Origin of the sequence: Burkholderia sp. IO2 (genome assembly GCF_029522185.1) — a bacterium.
GTDB classification, from domain to species: Bacteria; Pseudomonadota; Gammaproteobacteria; order Burkholderiales; family Burkholderiaceae; genus Burkholderia; species Burkholderia cenocepacia.
Genome location: NZ_JAKWFH010000008.1, coordinates 24,281 through 46,789 on the forward strand (window position 1 = coordinate 24,281; position 22,509 = coordinate 46,789).

General features: G+C 67.7%; 20 protein-coding genes. 15 read left to right on the plus strand and 5 right to left on the minus strand.

Annotated features, from left to right (window positions below; all coding sequences use genetic code 11):
* Positions 1-65: 65 nt before the first annotated feature.
* Entirely contained in the window at positions 66-1,028 is a 963-nt protein-coding gene (locus MMB92_RS06885) for an alpha/beta hydrolase (RefSeq protein WP_006497395.1), read from the plus strand.
* Here MMB92_RS06885 and MMB92_RS06890 read toward each other — a convergent pair.
* Positions 998-1,840, minus strand: coding sequence for an EcsC family protein (locus MMB92_RS06890; protein ID WP_006497394.1), 843 nt, complete (start codon positions 1,838-1,840; stop codon positions 998-1,000). The two genes, MMB92_RS06885 and MMB92_RS06890, sit on opposite strands and share 31 nt — an antisense overlap.
* A gap of 106 nt (positions 1,841-1,946) precedes the next feature.
* Here MMB92_RS06890 and MMB92_RS06895 point away from each other — a divergent pair, with 106 nt between their 5' ends.
* Together MMB92_RS06895 and MMB92_RS06900 are read left to right on the plus strand one after the other, a co-directional pair.
* Positions 1,947-3,542 carry an MDR family MFS transporter gene (locus tag MMB92_RS06895; protein WP_006497393.1) on the plus strand — a complete coding sequence of 532 codons (1,596 nt, stop codon included), beginning with the start codon at positions 1,947-1,949 and terminating at the stop codon, positions 3,540-3,542.
* Between the two features lie 58 nt (positions 3,543-3,600).
* On the plus strand, positions 3,601-4,047 hold the full coding sequence (locus MMB92_RS06900) for a MarR family transcriptional regulator (protein WP_006487928.1): 447 nt from the start codon (positions 3,601-3,603) through the stop codon (positions 4,045-4,047).
* 67 nt (positions 4,048-4,114) lie between these two features.
* On the opposite strand, the gene MMB92_RS06905 is transcribed toward MMB92_RS06900, so the two are convergent.
* Together MMB92_RS06905 and MMB92_RS06910 are read right to left on the minus strand one after the other, a co-directional pair.
* Complete coding sequence (locus MMB92_RS06905; protein WP_006487930.1) at positions 4,115-4,696, minus strand: DJ-1/PfpI family protein; 582 nt, start codon at positions 4,694-4,696, stop codon at positions 4,115-4,117.
* 157 nt (positions 4,697-4,853) lie between these two features.
* On the minus strand, positions 4,854-6,134 hold the full coding sequence (locus MMB92_RS06910) for an amino acid deaminase (RefSeq protein WP_020979402.1): 1,281 nt from the start codon (positions 6,132-6,134) through the stop codon (positions 4,854-4,856).
* Positions 6,135-6,253: 119 nt separating this feature from the next.
* Between MMB92_RS06910 and MMB92_RS06915 the strand changes: the two genes are divergently transcribed.
* The 3 genes from MMB92_RS06915 (at position 6,254) to MMB92_RS06925 (ending at position 9,141) form a co-directional block, all read left to right on the plus strand.
* A complete protein-coding gene (locus MMB92_RS06915) occupies positions 6,254-7,192 on the plus strand; it encodes a MurR/RpiR family transcriptional regulator (RefSeq protein WP_006487897.1) in 939 nt (312 codons plus the stop codon).
* A 2-nt stretch (positions 7,193-7,194) separates the two neighbouring features.
* On the plus strand, positions 7,195-8,676 hold the full coding sequence (locus MMB92_RS06920; protein WP_034201376.1) for a D-aminoacylase: 1,482 nt from the start codon (positions 7,195-7,197) through the stop codon (positions 8,674-8,676).
* A gap of 78 nt (positions 8,677-8,754) precedes the next feature.
* The gene (locus MMB92_RS06925; protein ID WP_006497391.1) at positions 8,755-9,141 is read left to right on the plus strand and encodes a RidA family protein; all 387 of its coding nucleotides are present in this window, start codon (positions 8,755-8,757) and stop codon (positions 9,139-9,141) included.
* Positions 9,142-9,223: 82 nt separating this feature from the next.
* On the opposite strand, the gene queF is transcribed toward MMB92_RS06925, so the two are convergent.
* Both queF and ilvA read right to left on the minus strand, forming a co-directional pair.
* On the minus strand, positions 9,224-10,054 hold the full coding sequence (gene queF / locus MMB92_RS06930) for an NADPH-dependent 7-cyano-7-deazaguanine reductase QueF (protein ID WP_048987453.1): 831 nt from the start codon (positions 10,052-10,054) through the stop codon (positions 9,224-9,226).
* A 12-nt stretch (positions 10,055-10,066) separates the two neighbouring features.
* Entirely contained in the window at positions 10,067-11,590 is a 1,524-nt protein-coding gene (gene ilvA, locus MMB92_RS06935) for a threonine ammonia-lyase, biosynthetic (protein ID WP_006487895.1), read from the minus strand.
* A 585-nt stretch (positions 11,591-12,175) separates the two neighbouring features.
* Between ilvA and MMB92_RS06940 the strand changes: the two genes are divergently transcribed.
* The 9 genes from MMB92_RS06940 to MMB92_RS06980 all read left to right on the plus strand — a co-directional run bounded on the left by MMB92_RS06940 (position 12,176) and on the right by MMB92_RS06980 (position 22,482).
* Entirely contained in the window at positions 12,176-16,213 is a 4,038-nt protein-coding gene (locus MMB92_RS06940) for a DUF3683 domain-containing protein (protein WP_277562612.1), read from the plus strand.
* An 84-nt stretch (positions 16,214-16,297) separates the two neighbouring features.
* Complete coding sequence (locus tag MMB92_RS06945; protein WP_006497388.1) at positions 16,298-16,741, plus strand: HIT family protein; 444 nt, start codon at positions 16,298-16,300, stop codon at positions 16,739-16,741.
* A complete protein-coding gene (locus MMB92_RS06950) occupies positions 16,738-17,151 on the plus strand; it encodes a DUF971 domain-containing protein (RefSeq protein WP_006487879.1) in 414 nt (137 codons plus the stop codon). The genes MMB92_RS06945 and MMB92_RS06950 overlap by 4 nt, the downstream gene beginning before the upstream one ends.
* A gap of 52 nt (positions 17,152-17,203) precedes the next feature.
* Complete coding sequence (gene ubiE, locus MMB92_RS06955; protein WP_006477837.1) at positions 17,204-17,935, plus strand: bifunctional demethylmenaquinone methyltransferase/2-methoxy-6-polyprenyl-1,4-benzoquinol methylase UbiE; 732 nt, start codon at positions 17,204-17,206, stop codon at positions 17,933-17,935.
* Positions 17,936-17,976: 41 nt separating this feature from the next.
* Entirely contained in the window at positions 17,977-19,008 is a 1,032-nt protein-coding gene (locus MMB92_RS06960) for a TIM44-like domain-containing protein (RefSeq protein ID WP_034201378.1), read from the plus strand.
* Between the two features lie 164 nt (positions 19,009-19,172).
* A complete protein-coding gene (locus tag MMB92_RS06965; RefSeq protein WP_006487883.1) occupies positions 19,173-19,799 on the plus strand; it encodes an SCP2 sterol-binding domain-containing protein in 627 nt (208 codons plus the stop codon).
* Between the two features lie 12 nt (positions 19,800-19,811).
* Positions 19,812-21,389 carry a ubiquinone biosynthesis regulatory protein kinase UbiB gene (gene ubiB / locus MMB92_RS06970; RefSeq protein WP_006487907.1) on the plus strand — a complete coding sequence of 526 codons (1,578 nt, stop codon included), beginning with the start codon at positions 19,812-19,814 and terminating at the stop codon, positions 21,387-21,389.
* Between the two features lie 17 nt (positions 21,390-21,406).
* A complete protein-coding gene (locus MMB92_RS06975; protein ID WP_006487899.1) occupies positions 21,407-22,033 on the plus strand; it encodes an SAM-dependent methyltransferase in 627 nt (208 codons plus the stop codon).
* 95 nt (positions 22,034-22,128) lie between these two features.
* Positions 22,129-22,482, plus strand: a complete 354-nt coding sequence (locus MMB92_RS06980; RefSeq protein WP_006497387.1) for an FmdB family zinc ribbon protein — start codon at positions 22,129-22,131, stop codon at positions 22,480-22,482.
* Positions 22,483-22,509 lie beyond the last annotated feature (27 nt).

Sequence of the window (22,509 nt, forward strand, 5' to 3'; positions counted from 1 at the left end):
CCTGTCGAGCGACGCGGGAGCGTTCGCACGTACCATCGTCACACTGCGATGACGGAGTGCGTCCGATGAGTTGGCAAAGCAAGTTCGCCTGCTGGCTGCTGCGCTGGCAGTTTCGTCCGGAAACCATGCGCGAGGTGCTCGACCCCGCGCGTGCCCGGCGCTTCACCGACCTGCGGATGTTCGTGCCGCGCCGCCCGCCGTCGGGCTACCGGCTGCGGCAGTGCTATGGCGCCGGGGACGCGCCGCTGCGCGGCGAATGGCTCGAGCGCACCGACACGGGCGCGGGCCGCGGGCCCGGCCGTACGCTGCTGTATTTCCACGGCGGCGGTTACTACTTCTGTTCGACGAAGACCCACCGACCACTGGTGTTCGGCCTGACGAAGCGCGCGGGCGTCCGTTCGTTCTCGCTCGACTACCGGCTCGCACCCGAAAACCGTTTCCCCGCCGCGCTCGACGATGCGCTCGCCGCCTATCGGCAACTGCTGGCGCTCGGCACGCCGCCCGAATCGATCGTGCTCGGCGGCGATTCGGCGGGCGGCGGCCTCGCGCTCGCGACGCTCGTCGCGCTGCGTGATCGCGGCGAGCCGCTGCCGGCCGGCGCGATCCTGTTCTCGCCGTGGACCGACCTGGCCGGCACTGGCGGCACGATGCGCAGCAACGACGGCGTCGATCCGATGTTCGCGGCCGCGGCGCTGCCGAAGGCGGCGAAGCTGTATCTCGGCGACGAGCCCGCGACGAATCCGTACGCATCGCCGCTCTACGCGGACTTCACGGGCCTGCCGCCGCTGTACATCCAGGCCGGCAGCACAGAAGTGCTGCTCGACGATTCACGCCGCGTCGCCGAGAAGGCAAAGGCGGCCGGCGTTCAGGTCGAAATCGAGGTGTGGCCCGACATGCCGCACGTGTGGCAGCTGTACGCACCGATGGTGCCGGAAGCGCGCGACGCGCTCGATCGCGCGGCCGCGTTCCTGCGCCGCGTCGCGGTCGAGCGCGCGGTTCAGCGCGTGGGCGAGGCGTCGATCGCCTGATAGGCGGCCTTGACGGCCACCGAGCCGTACTTGCGTTCGAGCCGGCGCACGGTGAAGTGGCCGTGCGCCATCTGCTGGAAGTGGTCGATGAACAGCGTGTTGACGGTCGCGCCGAGCACGGCGCCGATCGCCGGGATCGACTTCGCGGCCATCTGTTCGGTCACCTGCACCGAGAAGCGCGAGGCCACCGTCTGCACGAGCTTGAACACGGCCGCCGAGCTGTGCGCGGCGATGCCTTTCGCCGTGATGTCCGACGACGCCTTCGAGATCGCCTGCGCGAGCGCGCCGCGCAGCACGAAATAGCCGAGATCGGCGTCTTCCTCCTGCTTGTCCGGGTTGCCGCCCATGCCGAGCACGGCCAGGCACTGCAACTGCGTATCGACCGACGTCAGGTCCTCGCCCTCGCTGCGCGCGATGTCGCACACCGAGCGGAAGATCAGCGTGGTCGTCACCGGCAGCTCGACCGGCAGCGCGAGAAAACCGAACGCGCCGCCCGCCGCGCCGGTCGTCGCGACCGCGAGCTTGTGCAGCAGGTTACTGGGTTTCTCGGGCTCCGCGTCCGGCGCCTGCGGCTTGCCGAGCGTGCGCAGCGCGATGTTCAGGCACTTGCGCAGCGCGAGCTGCGTCGCGTCGTTGATCTTGCCGGTCGCGAAGTCCGGCAGCCGCGCGATCATCTTCTCGACCGGCGCGCCGAGCACGCCCGTCAGCTTCATCGTCAGCGACGGGCTTTCCAGCACCTGTTTCGCGCGCCGCAGCGCGTCCCGATCCTCCGGCGACAGCGCCGTCGCGGGGGTGATTGAAATCGGTTCCATCTTTCTCCTTGGCCTGAGCGGGCCCTGAACCATCGCCAGCCTAGATTACTCCGGCATGCTAGAATTTTGAGATTCTTTGACTCGGCAAAAGTTGCGTCGACAAAAAATGGCCGTTCACACCGCCGCCCACCATTCGAGCGGGCAAGTCCTGCCGTTCCGCGAGTCGCTGCTGGCGATGATCGGGATCTCGTTCGTCACCATGCTGGTCGCGCTGGACCAGACGGTCGTCGGCACGGCGCTGCCGACCATCGTCGCCGAACTCCGCGGCTTCGACCTGTACGCGTGGGTCGCGACCTCGTACCTGCTCAGTTCCGTGATCACGGTGCCGATCTTCGGCCGGCTCGGCGACTATTACGGCCGCAAGCCGTTCGTGATCGCGTCGATCGTCGTGTTCACCGGCGCGTCGGTGCTGTGCGGGATGGCCAACGACATGCTGACCCTCGTGCTCGCGCGCGGACTGCAGGGAATCGGCGGCGGGATGCTGGTCGGCACCGCGTTCGCGTGCATTCCCGATCTGTTCCCCGATTCCGTCGTGCGGCTGCGCTGGCAGGTGCTGATGAGTTCCGCGTTCGGCATCGCGAACGCGGTCGGCCCGTCGCTCGGCGGGTTCCTGACCCAGTCGTTCGGCTGGCGCTCGGTGTTCTACGTCAACCTGCCGATCGGCATCCTGTCGCTGATTTTCGTGTGGCGCTACCTGCCGCACCTGCGCCACGTCGAACACGATCGCAAGATGCGGCTCGACTGGCCGGGCGCGCTCTTGATCGCGCTGTCGCTCGGTGCGCTGCAACTGTTCGTCGAATGGCTGCCGAAGTACGGCGTCATGAGCTGGGCGTCGCTGCTGCTCGTCGTCTCGGTCGCGGCGGGCGTCGGCCTGTGGCACTGGGAGAAACGCTGCGCGCAACCGATTTTGCCGTTCGACATGTTCGGCAACCGTGCGCTGTCGGCGCTGTTCGTGCTCGCGATCCTCGCCGGTTTCTCGATGTTCTCGCTGCTGTTCTACGCGCCGCTGCTGTTCCAGGGCGGCTTCGGGATGTCGCCGAAGGAGGCCGGGCTCGTGATCACGCCGCTCGTCGTGTTCATCACGATCGGCAGCATCATGAACGGCCGCGTCGTCACGCGCATCCGCAACCCGAACGCAATGCTGCACGTCGGCTTCGTGCTGTTCGCCGTCGCGTGCGCGGGCATCGTCGTGGCGACCCACACGACGCCGGCCTGGATGCTGATGGCGCTGATGGTCGCAGGCGGCATCGGGCTCGGTTTCGTGTTGCCGAACCTCACCGTGTTCGCGCAGCAGACGGCCGGCCGCGAGCATCTCGGCATCGCGACGGCGCTCTTGCAGTCGCTGCGGATGGTCGGCGGGATGCTGGGCACCGCGCTGACGGGCACGCTCGTCAACCAGATGTATTCGAGCGGTGTGCGCAACGCGCTGTCGGCCGACCACGCGATGCAGTGGCACGCGCGGCTCGCCGATCCGCAGATCCTGATCGATCGCGCGGCGCAGGGCGGTCTCGTCGCGGAGTTGACGCGTGCCGGGCATAATGGCGCGCTGCTGCTGGAAGCGGCCCGCGAATCGCTGGTCGGCGCGATTCACCTGGGGGTCGCGATGGCGGCCGTCGTCGCCGTGGTGTCGGTGTGGCAGTGCCGTCGCGTGCCGCCGATCGCGCTGCGGCGCAAGATCGAACCGCACGTCGCGGCCGACTGACCGGTCAGGCGATCGAGCGATTCGACGACTCAACGATTCACCGGAACGAAATCAGCGCATGGAAGAACAGGACCGCGTCGCGATCTTGCAGCAATTCGGACGCACGTATCGCGCCTTCATGACCGCGTTCGAAGCGCACGTCGGGCAGCCGATGCCGCGCTGGCGCATCATGGTCGCGCTGCACACGATGGACGGGCATGCGTCGCAGAAGAAGCTCGTCGAAGTGCTGCGCATCGATCCGGGCGCGCTCACGCGCCAGTTGAAGTCGCTCGACGCGCTCGGCTGGATCGAGCGCGAATCGGACGCACGGGACAACCGCGTGACCAACGTCACGCTGACGGAAGCCGGCCGCGCGGCGTTCGACGCGTGCCTGCCGCGCCGCAAGGCGTTTCTCGACCAGACGATGGCGCAGTTGCCGGACGATGTGCTGAATGCGCTGTCGGGTGCGCTCGCGATGCTGGAATCGCGGATCGCGGACGTCGGGTCGACGCCGGTCGCGCGTTGATGCGCGGGGCCGGCGGTACTTGAGCGCCGCCGGCCGCCGCTTCATTTCATTCTGATCAGGTAACGGTTTACAGCTCGATGCGCGTGCCGAGCAACGCGAGGAACTGCGCGAGCCAGGCCGGATGCGCAGGCCACGCGGGCGCGGTGACGAACGGCGCGTCGGTCACGGCCGCGTCGACCGGGATGTCCGCGTATTCGCCGCCCGCGAGCTTCACTTCCGGCGCGCAGGCCGGGTAGGCCGAAATGCGCTTGCCGCGGATCACGTCGGCGGCCGCGAGCAGTTGCGCCGCGTGGCAGATCGCCGCGATCGGCTTGCCGGCCTCGGCGAACTCGCGCACGAGCGAGATCACCTTCGGATCGAGTCGCAGGTATTCGGGCGCACGGCCGCCCGCGATCGCGAGCGCGTCGTAGCGCGCCGCATCGACGTCGTCGAATGCCGCATTCAACGTGAACTGGTGGCCGGGCTTCTCGGTGTAGGTCTGGTCGCCTTCGAAATCGTGGATCGCGGTCTTGATCTTGTCGCCCGCGCGCTTGCCCGGGCAGACTGCATCGACGTGGTGGCCGACGGCCTGCAGCGCCTGGAACGGCACCATCGTTTCGTAGTCTTCGGCGAAATCGCCGGTCAGGAACAGGATCTTCTTCGCGGCCATGGCTTTCTCCAGTGAAGCAGCGTTGAAGGCCCGGTCGCGCCGTGCATGACGGCGGCGACGGGCCCCGAGGACGAAAGCGCAGTGTACTCCGGCAGATTGAAGCGCGCGTGACGGCCGCCCCGCGCGAGCGGCAGGGCGGCGCCGCGCGCGGCGTGCGTCAGAAGAAGGTCTCGACGACTTCCGTCACGCGGAACTGCGGATCGAGCACGAGCACCTGGCGCCACTTGTCGAACGTCAGGCACGGGTGCGAGATGTCGAACGCGACCATGTCGCCGACCTTCACGTCCGCGCCCGGCGGGATCTGCAGGTATGCGTGCTGGTCCATCATCCCGGTGACGGCCCAGCCTTCGGTGGCGGCGACGTCGCGCGGCGCGCTGTCGCGGCCCGGGCGGAAGTGGCGCGCCGGCTCGGGCAGGCCCGCGTCGAACGCCGCATCGCGCTTGCCGAGCGCGACGATCGCGCGATCGGGCTCCGGCACCGACTGCACGTACGCCCACAGCTGCAGCGCCGGCAGCAGCCCTTCGCCCATCGAGCGGGCGATCGGGTTGCGCGCGAACACGTCACTCTGCGCCTTCTTGTAGATGCCGACGTCGTGCGTCAGGTAGCAGCCCGGACGCAGCACGACTTCCGCGAAGCCCGCGTCGGACGCCTTCCGGAATTCTTCCGCGACCACGTCGTACCACGCCGAACCGGCGCCGGACAGGATCGCCGGCGTGCGCGCGAAGCGGCCGGCTTCGGCCAGCTCGCGCGTGAGCGCGACCGCCTGCTGCAGGAACGCGCGGATCTCGCCTTCCTCTTTCAGCACGCCTTCATAGAGCTCGATGCCGGCCAGCTTCAGCGTGTCCGGATAGCGCGCGATCGCGGCCAGCACGGCCTCGCGCTGCGCGGCATCGCGCACGCCCGCGCGGCCGCCCGGCACGCCGAGCTCGATCAGCACGTTCAGCGACTTCTGCGCGGCGCCGAAGAAGCGGCCGAGCTGGTCGACGCTCTCCGCGGAATCGACGAGACAGAAGAACTCGAAATCGGGATCGGACAGCAGCCCCGCGATGATCGTCATGTTCTGGCGGCCGACCAGCTGGTTCGCGAGCAGCACGCGCCGCACGCCGCCGTGATACGCGGCCTGCGTCTGGTGCGCGGTCGCGAGCGTGATGCCCCACGCGCCGGCGTCGAGCTGGCGGCGGAACAGTTGCGGCGCCATCGTCGTCTTGCCGTGCGGCGCGAACTTGACGCCGTATTTCTGCACGAACGCCTGCATCCAGTTCAGGTTGTGCTCGACGCGATCCTCGTAAAGCACGGCGGCCGGCAGGCTGACGTCTTCCGCGAGCAGGTTCCATTCGAGCCGGCCCGCGTCGCCGAGCGGCACGCTCGCGCTCGGCAGATTGCCCAGGCCCTTGCCGAACGGATCGATCGTCGCTTCCTGATAGTTTGTAACTTTCATGTCATCCCGCTCCATCATCACTATGCATTGCACTGAAGTTGACATGCAGATGGTACAGAAAGTAGCATCGGCGCGGTGATGTTATTTAATAACATCCGGCCTCGCACCCTTTTCCGCAGATGAATACGCCCGCTTCCCCGTCCGCTCCGCCAGCCGCCGAGCCCTATCCGGCTCAGGCCGCTCCGCCGGTCCTCGACATCGTCGCGCGGATCGCCGAATGCGCGCCCGAGTTGCGCGAGGCCGAGCGCAAGGTCGCCGCGTTCATCCTCGCCGATCTGGCCCGCGCCGCGCATGCGAGCATCGGGGCGCTCGCGCGCGACGCGGAGGTCAGCGTCGCGACGGTCACGCGTTTCGCGAAGGCCGTCGGCTGTCGCGACGTGCGCGAACTGAAGGTGCTCGTCGCGCAGGCGGCGGCCGTCGGCCAGCGCTTCCTGGTGCCGTCCGACGACACGCCGGCCGACGACGCGAGTCCCGCGTCGATGGTCTACGACGAGATCCGCGTGGCGCTCGCCCACAATCACCAGCTGTTGCGCAACACGTCGTTCGACGCGGCGGCCGACCTGCTCGCCGGCGCGAAGATGACGTACGTGTACGGGCAGGGCGGCGGCTCGACCGCGCTCGCCGACGAGCTGCGCTTCCGGCTCGTGCGCTTCGGCCGGCCGGTCGCGAGCTACCAGGACAGCCTGCTGCAGCGGATGGTGGCCGCGACGCTGTCGGGCGACACCGTCGTCGTCGCGTTGTCGGTGAGCGGGCGCGTGCCCGAGCTGCTCGAGAGCTGCCGGCTCGCGAAGCGCTACGGCGCGAAGCTGATCGCGATCACCGCGCCGGCGTCGCCGCTCGCGAAGCTCGCCGACCACCTGATCCCGGTCGTCGCGTTCGAAACCGATTTCATTTACAAGCCGTCGACCTCGCGCTACGCGATGATGATGGCGATCGACGTGCTCGTCACCGGCGTCGCATTGCGGCTCGGCGATGCGGGCCGGGAATCGCTGCGCCGCATCAAACACGCGCTTGACGCGCACCGCGGCGGCGGCGACCGTCAACCGGTAGGAGACTGACCATGCATTCGCATCCCGAAGCGGCCGATACGCTGATCGTCGGCGCGCAACTGTACGACGGCACCGGCGCGCCGCCCGTCACGCGCGACGTCGCGATCCGCAACGGCCTGATCGCGGCGATCGGCAACCTGTCGAACTGGCTCGCGGAGCACGTCGTCGACGCGAACGGCCGGGCGCTCGCGCCGGGTTTCGTCGACGTGCATACCCACGACGACACGCACGTGATCCGTGCGCCGGAGATGATCCCGAAGATCTCGCAGGGCGTGACGACCGTGATCGTCGGCAACTGCGGGATCAGCGCATCGCCGGTGACGCTCGCGGGCGACCCGCCCGACCCGATGAACCTGCTCGGCGAGCGCGGCGCGTTCCAGTACCCGACCTTCGCCGCTTACGTCGCGGCCGTGAACGACGCGCGCCCGGCCGTGAACGTCGCGGCGCTCGTCGGCCACACGGCGCTGCGCAACAACCAGATGGACCGCCTCGACCGCGCGGCGACCGACGGCGAGATCGCCGGCATGCGCGCGCAGCTCGAGGAGGCGCTCGCGAACGGCGCGCTCGGCCTGTCGTCGGGTCTCGCGTACGGTTCCGCGTTCGCGGCGCCGACCGAGGAAGTGATGGCGCTCGCCGAGCCGCTCGCCCGCTCCGGTGCGCTGTACACGACGCACATGCGCACCGAGTTCGACGCGATCCTCGACGCGATGGACGAAGCCTATCGCGTCGGCCGTCACGCGCAGGTGCCGGTCGTGATCTCGCACCTGAAATGCGCGGGCCCGTCGAACTGGGGGCGCAGCACCGAGGTGCTCGCGTCGCTCGAAGGCGCGCGCCGCTACCAGCCGGTCGGCTGCGACTGCTATCCGTACAGCCGCAGTTCGTCGACGCTCGACCTGAAGCAGGTGACGGGCGACATCGACATCACGATCACGTGGTCGGAGCCGCACCCGGAAGTCGCGGGCAAGCTGCTGAAGGCGATCGCGGCCGACTGGGGCGTGACCGAGCAGGAAGCCGCGCAGCGCATCCGTCCGGCCGGCGCCGTGTACCACAACATGTCCGAGGACGACGTGCGCCGGATCCTGTCGCATCCGGCGACGATGGTCGGCTCGGATGGCCTGCCGAACGATCCGCTGCCGCATCCGCGGCTGTGGGGCGCGTTTCCGCGCGTGCTCGGCCATTACGTGCGCGACACCAACCTGCTGCCGCTCGAGGAGGCGATCCGCAAGATGACGTCGCTGTCCGCGCGTCGCTATGGCATCCCGAAGCGCGGCGAGGTGCATGTCGGCTATCACGCGGACCTGGTGCTGTTCGATCCGGCGAGCGTGATCGACGCCGCGACGTTCGAGAAGCCGCAGCAGCCCGCGCACGGGATCGACGCCGTGTGGGTGAACGGCGTGCTGACCTATGAAAACGGCCAACCGACCGGCGAGCGCGCCGGCGGTTTCGTCGCGCGCGGCGAGCGCGTGCCGGCCAGTGCCGATGCGGCGTTCTGAACGCACGCATTCCGATCTTCCGTGCGCGCCGCAGCAGCCGGCGCGTGCATCCGTAACCGAAATGTGAGGAGTGAAACGATGAAGCGATATGGCGTAGGCGAAGCGAAGGGCACCGGCGGCCAGGTGATGCCGTTTGCACGGGCGGTCGAGGCCGACGGCTGGCTGTACGTGTCGGGCCAGACGCCGATGGTGAACGGCGAGGTCGTCGAAGGCGGGATCGTCACGCAGTCGAAGCAGGCGATCGAGAACGTGATCGCGATCCTGAAGGAAGCCGGCTACGGCCTCGAGCACGTCGTGCGCTGCGGCGTATGGCTCGACGACGCACGCGATTTCGCGTCGTTCAACAAGGTGTTCATTTCGTACTTCGGCGAGAACCCGCCGGCGCGCGCGTGCGTGCAGTCGAGCATGGTCATCGACTGCAAGGTCGAGGTCGATTGCATCGCTTACAAGGCGCCGGCGAAGTAACGCGGCCACGCTTCCCCGCGCACAGTGAAACAGCCCGGTCGGTTGAAGCCGACCGGGCTGTTTCGTTTGACGCGCGTGGCCGTTACTGCCGCGCGGTCCGCGCGTTGTCCGGCATCGGCTGGTTGTAGTTGGTGCGGAACGGGTTGATGTCGAGCCCGCCGCGGCGCGTATAGCGCGCGTACACCGCGAGCTTCACCGGTTTGCACGCATGCAGGATGTCGAGGAAGATCCGCTCGACGCACTGCTCGTGAAAGCCCGTGTGATTGCGGAACGAGATGATGTAGCGCAGCAGCCCCGCGTGGTCGATCTGCGGCCCGACGTAGTGGATCTGCACGCTGCCCCAGTCGGGCTGGCCCGTGACCGGGCAGTTCGAGCGCAGCAGGTCGGACACGAGCGTCTCCTCGACCGGTGCTTCGTCCTCGCCGTCGGCCGCCGACAGTAGCGACGGATCGGGTTCGTACACATCGGCGTCGAGGTCGAGCCGGTCGAGCGACAGCCCGTCGAGCTCGTCCATCTCCAGCTTGCGGAAATCGTGCGCCGACACCAGCTGGACCGACACGCTCGCGCCGCACGCGGCCGACACGTCGCGCTTCAGCACGTCGCGCACCGCGTCGACCGAGTCGAACTTCGACTGTGCGAACGAGCCGAGATACAGCTTGAACGACTTCGATTCGACGATGTTCGGCGATTCGGCCGGCACGTAGAACGTCGCGATCGCGACCTGCGGCTTGCCGCGCGCGTTGAGCCACGACAGTTCGTACGCGTTCCAGATGTCGGTGCCGAAGAACGGCAGCGCCGACGTGATGCCGAGCTGCTCGCGCGCGCCGGCGCGCGGGATCGGGAACAGCAGCGACGCATCGTACTGCGCCGCGTAGACGGTGGCCTTGCCGAGCGGGGATTGTTCGGGATTCATTGCACGCAGCCTTTACGACAGGAAGAGGCGGTAAGCCGGGTTGGCGCTCTCTTCGACATACGGATAGCCGAGCGCCGCGAGGAAGCGTTCGAATTCGGCGCGATCGGCCTGCGGCACCTGCAGCCCGACGAGGATCGAGCTGTAGTCCGCGCCCTGGTTACGGTAGTGGAACAGGCTGATGTTCCAGTCCGGCGCCATCGACGACAGGAACTTCATCAGCGCGCCCGGCCGTTCCGGGAATTCGAAGCGGAACAGGCGCTCGTCGAGCGCGAGCGGCGAGCGGCCGCCGACCATGTAGCGGATGTGTTCCTTCGACAGCTCGTCGTGCGTCAGGTCGACGCTCTTGAAACCGTGCGACTCGAAGTTCGCGGCGATCTCCGCCGATTCGCCGCGACGGCGGATCTGCACGCCGACGAAGATGTGCGCGGACTTCTCGTCGGCGATCCGGTAGTTGAACTCGGTGACGTTGCGATCGCCGACCAGCGAGCAGAAGCGCTTGAAGCTGCCGCGTTCCTCGGGGATCGTAACCGCGAACACCGCTTCGCGCGCTTCGCCGACCTCGGCGCGCTCGGCGACGAAGCGCATCCGGTCGAAGTTCATGTTCGCGCCGGACGTGACCGCGACGAGCGTCTGGTTCTCGATGCCTTCGCGTTCCGCGTACAGCTTCGCGCCCGCGACCGCGAGCGCGCCCGACGGTTCGAGCACGCTGCGCGTGTCCTGGAACACGTCCTTGATCGCCGCGCACAGCGCGTCGGTGTTGACCGTCACGACGCCGTCGAGGAATTCGCGGCACAGCCGGAAGGTTTCCTCGCCGACGAGCTTCACCGCGGTGCCGTCCGCGAACAGGCCGACCTCGCTCAGCTCGATGCGCTCGCCCGCGTCCAGCGACTGCTTCATCGCGCACGAGTCCTCGGCCTGCACGCCGATCACCTTGATCTCCGGACGCACCGCCTTCACGTACGCGGCGACGCCGGACGCGAGCCCGCCGCCGCCGATCGGCACGAAGATCGCATGGATCGGGCCCTGGTGCTGACGCAGGATCTCCATCGCGATCGTGCCCTGGCCGGCGATCACGTACGGATCGTCGAACGGGTGAACGAACGTGAGGTCGCGCTCCTGCTGGACCTTCACCGCGTGCGCGTATGCATCGCTGTACGATTCGCCCGCCTGGATCACCTCGACGCTCGGGCCGCCGTGCGCGCGCACCGCGTCGACCTTCACCTGTGGCGTCGTGACCGGCACGACGATCACGGCCTTGATGCCCATCCGGGCCGCCGAGAACGCGACACCCTGCGCGTGGTTGCCGGCCGACGCCGTAATCACGCCGCGCGCGAGCGCATCCGTCGGAATGTGCGCCATCTTGTTGTACGCGCCGCGCAGCTTGAACGAGAACACCGGCTGGTTGTCCTCGCGCTTCAGGTAAACGGCGTTGCGCAGCCGGGCCGACAGGTTGCGGGCGGGTTCGAGTTCCGTCTCGATCGCGACGTCGTAGACGCGCGCGGTGAGGATTTTCTTCAGGTAATCGTGGGATGCCATGGGCGCTCGCGTGCAGTGCGGATGCAGACGGTAAAGGGTCAATGATAGCGCCAAGGGTCCGCCCGTACGCAAGCGGCATGCCGGGCGGCCGGCTGCGGGCGGCCGGGTGGGCGTGCCGGCAGGGGAGGCACGCCGCCGGGCGCCGCTTTTTATCGGCTTAACCGCGTGGTTACCGACCGGACGGACGGCGAATGATCGCATGAAACCGCGCCGAGCCCCGCCCGGCGCGGCTCGCGGCGATAGCCCCACGACCTGTCCGGCGTGTCACGGACCGCCCGATCATGGGTTAGAATTCCGTTTTGAATCAAGGATTCGGAAGATGCAGAGGCACCCTCGGATCGCACCGTTGAAGCCGACGCCGCGCGCAGCCAGCCCCGCGGCCGAACGGCATGCGCGCCGCGCGCGATCGTGCTGATGATCCTGAGTGCCGCCAGGCCCTGTCGCCGGCCAGGAGGGGCGAGTCGCCCGCTCCGGCCCCATGAAGGACAGCCGCGCGCCTGGTAACAGAACAGATTTCCCCAAGATTGCGCCCACGCGCTTGCCGACGCCCGTGCACGGTGTATCGGCCCTCCGAGTCGTCCGAACATGAACGCACCACAAGTTTTCGATCCGCATGGCGCGGCCGCCGCCGTCGCCGCCGACCCCGCGCCCCGCTTGCGCGAGATTCCCTACAACTACACGTCCTTCTCGGATCGCGAGATCGTGATCCGCCTGCTCGGCGAAGAGGCGTGGTCGGTGCTCGACGAGCTGCGCGCCGAGCGCCGTACGGGCCGCTCGGCGCGGATGCTGTATGAAGTGCTCGGCGACATCTGGGTCGTGCGTCGCAACCCGTACCTGCAGGACGACCTGCTCGACAACCCGAAGCGCCGCGCGCTGCTGATCGAGGCGCTGAACCACCGTCTGACCGAGATCGGCAAGCGCCGCAGCGCGGATCTCACCGAGCATCGCGACGACGCGGGCCGCGAGCGCGCGTCGCGCGTGGAGATGCTCGAGACCGCCGCGCAGCGTGCGGTCAACGAGTTCGCGGACGAATTCGACAAGATGGCCGAGCTGCGCCGCCGCGCGACCAAGGCGCTCGGCCGCTGCACGCAGAAGGACAACATCCGCTTCGACGGGCTGTCGCGCGTGTCGCACGTGACCGACGCGACCGACTGGCGCGTCGAATACCCGTTCGTCGTGCTGACGCCCGATACCGAAGCCGAGATCGCCGGCCTGATCAAGGCGTGCTTCGAGCTCGGCCTGACCGTGATCCCGCGTGGCGGCGGCACTGGCTACACGGGCGGCGCGGTGCCGCTCACGCCGTTCTCCGCGGTGATCAACACCGAAAAGCTCGAACAACTGGGCGCGGTCGAGCTGACCGAGCTGCCCGGCGTCGCGCACAAGGTGCCGACGATCTTCTCCGGCGCGGGCGTCGTCACGCGTCGCGTGACGGAAGCGGCCGAGGCGGCCGGCTACGTGTTCGCGGTCGATCCGACGTCGCTCGACGCCTCGTGCATCGGCGGCAACGTCGCGATGAACGCGGGCGGCAAGAAGGCCGTGCTGTGGGGCACCGCGCTCGACAACCTCGCCTGGTGGCGGATGGTCGACCCGGACGGCAACTGGCTCGAAGTCACGCGCCACGAGCACAACCAGGGCAAGATCCACGACATCGCGGTCGCGCGCTTCGAGCTGAAGTGGTTCGACGGCGCGTATGCGCCGGGCGAGAAGCTGCTCAAGAGCGAGATGCTCGAGATCGAAGGCCGCCGGTTCCGCAAGGAAGGGCTCGGCAAGGACGTGACCGACAAGTTCCTTGCCGGCCTGCCGGGCGTGCAGAAGGAAGGCTGCGACGGGCTCATCACGTCCGCGCGCTGGGTGCTGCACAAGATGCCCGCGCACACGCGCACCGTCTGCCTCGAATTCTTCGGCCAGGCGCGCGAGGCGATCCCGAGCATCGTCGAGATCAAGGATTACCTGTTCGAGACGTCGAAGCAGGGCGGCGCGATCCTCGCGGGCCTCGAGCACCTCGACGAGCGCTACCTGCGCGCGGTCGGCTACGCGACCAAGAGCAAGCGCAACGCATTCCCGAAGATGGTGCTGATCGGCGACATCGTCGGCGACGACGCCGACGCGGTCGCGCACGCGACGTCCGAAGTGATCCGGATGGCGAACGGCAAGAGCGGCGAAGGCTTCGTCGCGGTCAGCGCGGAGGCGCGCAAGCGCTTCTGGCTCGACCGCAGCCGCACGGCCGCGATCGCGAAGCACACGAACGCGTTCAAGATCAACGAGGACGTCGTCATCCCGCTGAACCGGATGGGCGAGTACACCGACGGCATCGAGCGGATCAACATCGAGCTGTCGCTGAAGAACAAGCTGCAGCTGGTCGATGCGCTCGAAGCGTTCTTCCGCGGCGGCAACCTGCCGCTCGGCAAGACCGACGACGCGAACGAGATCCCGAGCGCGGAACTGCTCGAGGATCGCGTCCAGCAGGCGCTGGAACTGCTCAAGCGCGTGCGTGCGCGCTGGGAATTCGTGCGCGACCGGCTCGACCAGCCGCTGCGCGAGGCGCAGCACTACCTGGTGCAGCTCGGCTACGAGGCGCTCGCCGAGAAGTTCGCGGATCGTGCGGACGAACAGCCGGGCGCGACCGTGTTCCACATCACGCAGGACCGCACGGTCCGCATCTCGTGGAAGCAGGAAATCCGCGCGGAATTGCGCGCGATCTTCAACGGCGGCGCATTCAAGCAGATCCTCGACGAGGCGCAGGCGATCCACAAGCGCGTGCTGCGCGGCCGCGTGTTCGTCGCACTGCACATGCACGCGGGCGACGGCAACGTCCACACCAACATCCCGGTCAACTCCGACAACTACGAGATGCTGCAGGACGCGCACGCGTCGGTCGCCCGCATCATGACGCTCGCGCGCTCGCTCGACGGCGTGATTTCCGGCGAACACGGGATCGGCATCACGAAGCTCGAATTCCTGACCGACGACGAGATCGCCGAATTCCGCGCATACAAGCAGCGCGTCGACCCGAACGGCCGCTTCAACAAGGGCAAGCTGCTCGACGGCGCCGACCTGCGCAACGCGTACACGCCGAGCTTCGGGCTGATGGGCTACGAATCGCTGATCATGCAGCAGTCCGACATCGGCGCGATCGCCGATTCGGTGAAGGACTGCCTGCGCTGCGGCAAGTGCAAGCCGGTGTGCGCGACCCACGTGCCGCGCGCGAACCTGCTGTACAGCCCGCGCAACAAGATCCTCGCGACGTCGCTCTTAGTCGAGGCGTTCCTGTACGAAGAACAGACGCGCCGCGGCGTGTCGATCAAGCACTGGGACGAGTTCAACGACGTGGCCGACCACTGCACGGTGTGCCACAAGTGCGCGACGCCGTGCCCGGTGAAGATCGATTTCGGCGACGTCACGATGAACATGCGCAACCTGTTGCGCAAGATGGGCAAGAAGAAGTTCAACGCCGGCAACGCGGCGGGCATGTTCTTCCTGAACGCGACCAATCCGCAGACGATCAACGTCGCGCGCGGCGTGATGATGGGCGTCGGCTACAAGGTGCAGCGCTTCGCGAACGACATGCTGAAGAAGGTCGTGACGAAGCAGACGCAGCACCCGCCCGCGACGACCGGCAAGCCGCCGGTGGTCGAGCAGGTGATCCACTTCGTCAACAAGAAGATGCCGGGCAACCTGCCGAAGAAGACGGCGCGCGCGCTGCTGGACATCGAGGACAACAAGATCGTGCCGATCATCCGCAACCCGAAGTCGACGACCGTCGATTCGGAGGCGGTGTTCTACTTCCCGGGCTGCGGCTCCGAGCGCCTGTTCTCGCAGGTCGGGCTGGCCACGCAGGCGATGCTGTGGGAAGCGGGCGTGCAGACGGTGCTGCCGCCGGGCTACCTGTGCTGCGGCTATCCGCAGCGCGGTTCGGGCCAGTACGACAAGGCCGAGAAGATCGTCACGGACAACCGCGTGCTGTTCCACCGCGTCGCGAACACGCTGAACTACCTCGACATCAAGACGGTCGTCGTGTCGTGCGGCACCTGCTACGACCAGCTCGCGGGTTACGAATTCGACAAGATCTTCCCGGGCTGCCGGATCATCGACATCCACGAGTTCCTGCTCGAGAAGGGGATGAAGCTCGACGGCGTGACGGGCACGCGCTACATGTATCACGACCCGTGCCACACGCCGATCAAGACGATCGACCCGGTGAAGCTCGTCAACGAGCTGATGGGCGCCGAGAAGGACGGCTACAAGATCGAGAAGAACGATCGCTGCTGCGGCGAATCGGGCACGCTGGCGGTCACGCGGCCGGACATCTCGACGCAGGTCCGCTTCCGCAAGGAGGAAGAGATCCGCAAGGGCGCCGCGAAGCTGCGCGCGATTCCGGTGGTCGCGGGCGACGCGCCGGCGCCGGCGCCGGCCGCCGCGGCCGCGGCCGCGAACGGCCCGGACGTGAAGATCCTGACGAGCTGCCCGTCGTGCCTGCAGGGCCTGTCGCGCTACAGCGAGGACGCGAACCTCGAAGCCGACTACATCGTGGTCGAAATCGCGCGTCAGGTGCTCGGCGAGAACTGGATGGCCGATTATGTCGCACGCGCGAACCATGGCGGGATCGAGCGCGTGCTGGTCTAATGCGGGCATGACGAGCGCCCGACCGGGCCGGGAATGAGCGGGCGCCGGCGCGGCATGCCGGCGCCCGTCCACATGGGAGCGACGATGGAATGCGTGTTTTGCCGTGAAGACGGCGGCGAGGTGCTCTGGCAGGACGATGCGCTGCGCGTCGTGCTTGCCACCGGCGAGCACGAGTATCCGGGCTTCTGCCGGGTCATCTGGGGCGCGCACGTGGCCGAGTTCTCCGATCTCGGCGAGCCCGAGCGGGCACATCTGATGCGCGTGGTCTACGCGGTCGAGCGGGCCGTGCGCCGCGTGATGCAGCCGAACAAGGTGAATCTCGCGAGCCTCGGCAACATGGTCCCGCACGTGCACTGGCACGTGATTCCGCGCTTTTCCAACGACGCCCATTTTCCGCAGCCCGTGTGGGCGCCGCGCCAGCGCAGCGTGTCCGAGGCGCTGCTGCGTTCGCGCGCGGCGCAGGCCTCGCTGCTGCACAATGCGGTGCGCGAGGAAATTCAACGCATGACCGATTCGAGGCAAGCATGAGCGGTTTGACTTCCACGACGCCGATTCCGTCCGGCGTCGTCGTGCACGCGGTGTCGCGCGTGCTCGAATTGCAGTACCCGAACGGCGAGAGTTACCGGATTCCGTTCGAGCTGATGCGCGTCTATTCGCCGTCGGCCGAGGTGCGCGGCCACGGGCCCGGCCAGGAAACGTTGCAGACCGGCAAGCGCGAAGTGACGATCACCGCGCTCGAGGGCGTCGGCAACTACGCGCTGCAGCCGACGTTCTCCGACGGCCATTCGACCGGCATCTACTCGTGGGACCTGCTGTACGAGCTGGCGACGCAGCAGGACGCGCTGTGGCGCGACTATTTCGACAAACTGAAGGCGGCGGGCGTCGAGCGCGACGCGCCGATGCAGGCGGCCGGCGCGCCGCACGGCCACTGCCACTGAAATCGACGGCGCCCGCTCGGCGCCGTCTTGCCATTTACTGAGGATCAACGCGATGAGCAAAACCCACTTCGGCTTCGAGAGCGTCGAGGAAAACGAAAAAGCGAAGAAAGTGGCGGGCGTGTTTCATTCGGTCGCGAGCAACTACGATCTGATGAACGACCTGATGTCGGCGGGCATGCACCGCGCGTGGAAGGCGTTCACGATCGCGCAGGCGAACGTGCGCCCCGGCTTCAAGGTGCTCGACATCGCGGCCGGCACCGGCGACCTGACGAAGTCGTTCGCGAAGGCGGCCGGGCCGACGGGCGAGGTCTGGCATACCGACATCAACGAATCGATGCTGCGCGTGGGCCGCGACCGGCTGCTCGACAAGGGCGTCGTGACGCCGTCGCTGCTGTGCGACGCCGAGAAAATTCCCTTTCCGGACAACTACTTCGACGTGGTCACGGTCGCGTTCGGGCTGCGCAACATGACGCACAAGGATGCCGCGCTGGCCGAGATGCGCCGCGTGACGAAGCCCGGCGGTCGCGTGATGGTGCTGGAATTCTCGAAAGTCTGGGATCCGCTGAAAAAAGCGTACGATCTGTATTCTTTCAAAGTATTACCGTGGCTTGGCGACAAGTTCGCGAAAGATGCTGAAAGTTATCGGTATCTTGCTGAATCTATCCGGATGCACCCCGATCAGGACACGCTGAAGACGATGATGGAACAAGCGGGCCTCGACGCCGTCAAATATTACAATTTGTCAGGTGGCGTGGTAGCTTTACACCTAGGGACCAAGTACTAAGGGGTTCTTTCCCTACATTCGTCTTACATTCGGAGAAGCTGATGTCTGAATCGCGTTCGTTGTTCAACCGTAGCAAACCGTCGAAGCCGTGGGCTCGACGGGTCGGCACGCTGCTGATGGTCGGCCTGCTCACGGCCGGCACGTTCGCATCGCTCGACGCTGAAGCCAAGCGCATGGGCGGCGGGCGCAGCATCGGCCGCCAGAATTCCACCGTCACGCAGCGCCAGGCCACGCCGCCCGCGCAGCAGCCGATGCAGCAGGCCGCACCGTCGCAGGCGCAGCGCACGAACCCGGCTGCCCCCACGCCGGCCGCGCAGCCCAACCGCTCGCGCTGGCTCGGGCCGATCGCCGGCCTCGCGGCCGGTCTCGGTATCGCGGCGCTGCTGTCGCACTTCGGTCTCGGCGGCGCATTCGCGAGCATGATGGCGAACGTCATCGTGATTGCGTTGCTCGCGATGGTCGGCATCTGGCTGATCCGCAAGTTCATGAACCGCCGTCGCCCGCAGGAGCCGGCGTATTCGGTTGGTGGCGCCGCATCGTCGTCGGGCGGCTACTCGCAAAGCCCGTCGTTCCAGCAAGGCAATGCCGGCAGCAACTACGCGGGCAGCGGCAGCAGCTATGCGAACGAAGCGCAGGGCGTGTTCGGCGGCGGTGCGGCGGCCGCCGGCGCGGCTGCGACGGCAGCGGCGCCCCTGCAGGTGCCGGCCGGCTTCGACACCGAAGCGTTCCTGCGCAGCGCGAAAGTCTATTTCGTGCGCCTGCAGGCCGCGTGGGACCAGGGCAACCTGGCCGACATCCGCGAGTTCACGACGCCCGAAATGTTCGCCGAGATCAAGATCGACCTCGATTCGCGCGGCAACGACGCGAACCAGACCGACGTCGTACAGCTCGACGCGGAACTGGTCGCGATCGAGGATCGCGGCATCGAGCAGTCGGCGAGCGTGCGCTTCCACGGCCTGATCCGCGAATCGGCGAATACGTCGGCGGCGCCGTTCGACGAGGTGTGGAACCTGTCGAAGTCGGGCAGCCAGGGCTGGCTGCTCGCGGGTATCCAGCAGATCAACACGCACTGAGCGTGGCCGGCGGCCCGCGCCGCCGGGCACCCGGGCGACGGCCGCCGCACTGCGACCGCTTGCCGCCCGGGTGTACGGTCAGGCACGGTCCGCCATCGATCCGACGTTACAATAGAAACCCGCGTGGGCGCCCGGCCTGCGCGGGTTTTTTCTTTCCCAGCCCGATGACCTTTGCCGCCAAGCCTTTTGCTGCTGCCGTCAATCACCTGCTCGCGCGCGAATCGTGGGCACGCGACCGCCTGATTCCCTATGCGGGCAAGACTGCCCGGATCGACGTGCCTCCCGTCACGCTCACGCTGCTGGTGCAGCCCGACGGTTATCTGTCGGCCGTCGACGCGCACGATGCGCAACAGGTCGACGTGTCGATCGCGCTCGCCGGCGACACGGTCGCCGCGTTCCTGCAGGGCGGCCAGGCGGCCGTGATGAAGCACGTGAAGATCGAAGGCGACGCGGAATTCGCGACGCAGATCGCGAAGCTGGCCGAGCATCTGCGCTGGGAACCGGAAGAAGATCTCGCGAAGCTGGTCGGCGACGCGGCGGCGTACCGGATCGCGACGGTCGTGCGCGACGCCGGCGCGCGCGCACGCCGCACCGGCCGCAACGTGCTCGATTCCGTCGCCGAATACTGGCTCGACGAGAACCCGCAGGTCGTCCGGCGCGCGTCGCTCGGCGGCTTCGACGCCGAGCTGGCGCGCGCACGCGATGCGCTCGCGCGGGTCGAAAAGCGGGTCGAGCGACTCGAACAAAAAATCGGCGCGCGCACGGGCTCCGGCCCGCGCGGCGCGCACTGAGGGCCGCAGGGCATGCGCATTTTCCGTTTCATCAAGATTGTCTACACCGTCATCCGCTTTGGCCTCGACGAAGTGATGCTGTCCCGGATCGACGACCGGCGGGTGAAGCTGCTGCTGCGGATCACGACGATCGGTCGCCGCTTCTCCGATCCGCCGGCCGTGCGGTTGCGTCACGCGCTCGAAAGCCTGGGCCCGATCTTCGTGAAGTTCGGCCAGGTGCTGTCGACGCGCCGCGACCTGCTGTCGGTCGATTTCGCGAACGAACTCGCGAAGCTGCAGGACCAGGTGCCGCCGTTCGATTCGGCCGTCGCGATCGCGATCATCGAGAAGTCGCTCGGCGCGCCGGTCGACGAGCTGTTCGACGAATTCGAGCGCGAGCCGATCGCGAGCGCGTCGATCGCGCAGGTGCACTTCGCGAAGCTGAAGCAGGGCGTGCACGCGGGCAAGGCCGTCGCCGTCAAGGTGCTGCGCCCGAACATGCTGCCGGTGATCGATTCCGACCTCGCGCTGATGCGCGACATCGCGACGTGGACGGAACGCATGTGGGCCGACGGCCGGCGCCTGAAGCCACGCGAGGTCGTCGCCGAATTCGACAAGTACCTGCACGACGAGCTCGACCTGATGCGCGAGGCCGCCAACGGCAGCCAGCTGCGCCGCAACTTCGCGGGCCTCGACCTGCTGCTCGTGCCCGAGATGTTCTGGGATTTCTCGACGTCGCAGGTGCTCGTGATGGAGCGCATGACCGGCGTGCCGATCAGCCAGGTCGAGACGCTGCGCTCGGCCGGCGTCGACATCAAGAAGCTCGCGCGCGAAGGCGTCGAGATCTTCTTCACGCAGGTGTTCCGCGACGGCTTCTTCCACGCGGACATGCACCCCGGCAACATCCAGGTGAGCCTCGACCCGAACACGTTCGGCCGCTATATCGCGCTCGATTTCGGGATTGTCGGCGCGCTGTCCGATTTCGACAAGAACTACCTCGCGCAGAACTTCCTCGCGTTCTTCAAGCGCGACTACCACCGTGTCGCGACGCTCCACCTCGAATCGGGCTGGGTGCCGCCCGAGACGCGCGTCGAGGAGCTCGAAAGCGCGATCCGCGCGGTGTGCGAGCCGTATTTCGACCGCGCGCTGAAGGACATCTCGCTCGGCCAGGTGCTGATGCGCCTGTTCTCGACGTCGCGCCGCTTCAACGTCGAGATCCAGCCGCAGCTCGTGCTGCTGCAGAAGACGATGCTGAACGTCGAAGGGCTCGGCCGCTCGCTCGATCCCGAACTCGACCTGTGGAAGACCGCGAAGCCGTATCTCGAGCGCTGGATGACCGAGCAGATCGGCCTGCGCGGCTGGTACGAGCGGTTCAAGGTCGAGGCGCCGCAGTGGAGCAAGACGCTGCCGCAACTGCCGCGCCTCATCCACCATGCGCTGGCCGCGCGCCACGATGCGCCGCGCGCCGCGAGCGAGGAACTGATGCGTCAGGTCCTCGTCGAGCAGAAGCGGACGAACCGGCTGCTGCAGGCGTTGCTGATCTTCGGCCTGGCCGTCGGCGTCGGGGCGCTCGTCGCGCGCGTGCTGCTCGCGCTCGCGTACGGCGCTTGATCGAAAGGAGCACGGCGATGTCCGATCCGAAGCAACCGGCCGCACCGTCGGCCACCGATTTCGCGACACGCGACCCGGGCAGCGCGTCGTTCTGGAACGAGCGCTTCGAGCGCGGCGTGACGCCGTGGGAATTCGGCGGCGTGCCGGACGGCTTTCGCGTGTTCGCGCAGCGGCTGGCGCCCCGCGCGGTGCTGATTCCCGGCTGCGGCAGCGCGCAGGAGGCCGGCTGGCTCGCGCAGGCCGGCTGGCCGGTGCGGGCGATCGATTTCGCCGCGCAGGCAGTCGCTGCGGCGAAGGCGCAGCTCGGCGCGCATGCGGACGTCGTCGAGCAGGCCGATTTTTTCCAGTACCGGCCGCCGTTCGACGTGCAGTGGGTGTACGAGCGTGCGTTCCTGTGCGCGTTGCCGCCGAGCCTGCGTGCCGATTATGCGGCGCGGATGGCCGAGCTGCTGCCCGCGGGCGGATTGCTAGCCGGCTATTTCTTCGTGGTGGCGAAACCGAAGGGGCCGCCGTTCGGGATCGAGCGCGCGGAACTCGATGCGCTGCTCGCGCCGCACTTCGAGCTGGTCGAGGATTTGCCCGTGACCGATTCGCTGGCCGTGTTCGACGGGCACGAGCGCTGGCTCACGTGGCGTCGCCGCTGATGCGCGGGCGTCGCGGCCATTGCCGGAGCGCGCCAGGGTTTCGGCTATAATTCAAGGTTTTGCAAGCCGTTTCCAGTTTCTGCGGGAAAAATATCATGCCGATCTACGCCTATCGATGCGAAGCGTGCGGTTTCGCGAAGGACGTGCTCCAGAAGATGAGCGACGCGCCGCTGTCGCAATGCCCTGAATGCGGGAAGGATGCTTTTCGCAAACAGGTGACCGCCGCCGGTTTCCAGCTGAAGGGCTCGGGGTGGTATGTCACCGATTTCCGCGGCGGCTCGGGCGGTACCAGCGCGCCGGCGACGGCGTCGGGCGACGCGGCGCCGGCCGCACCGGCGGCTGAAGCCGCACCCGCCGCGGCCGCGCCGGCTGCGGCGAGCAGTTCGGGCAGTACCTCGACGACGAGCGCCGCGCCGGCTCCGGCCGCAGCGCCCGCCGCCGGTAGTTGACCGTCGCGGCCCGTCCGGGTCGCGACC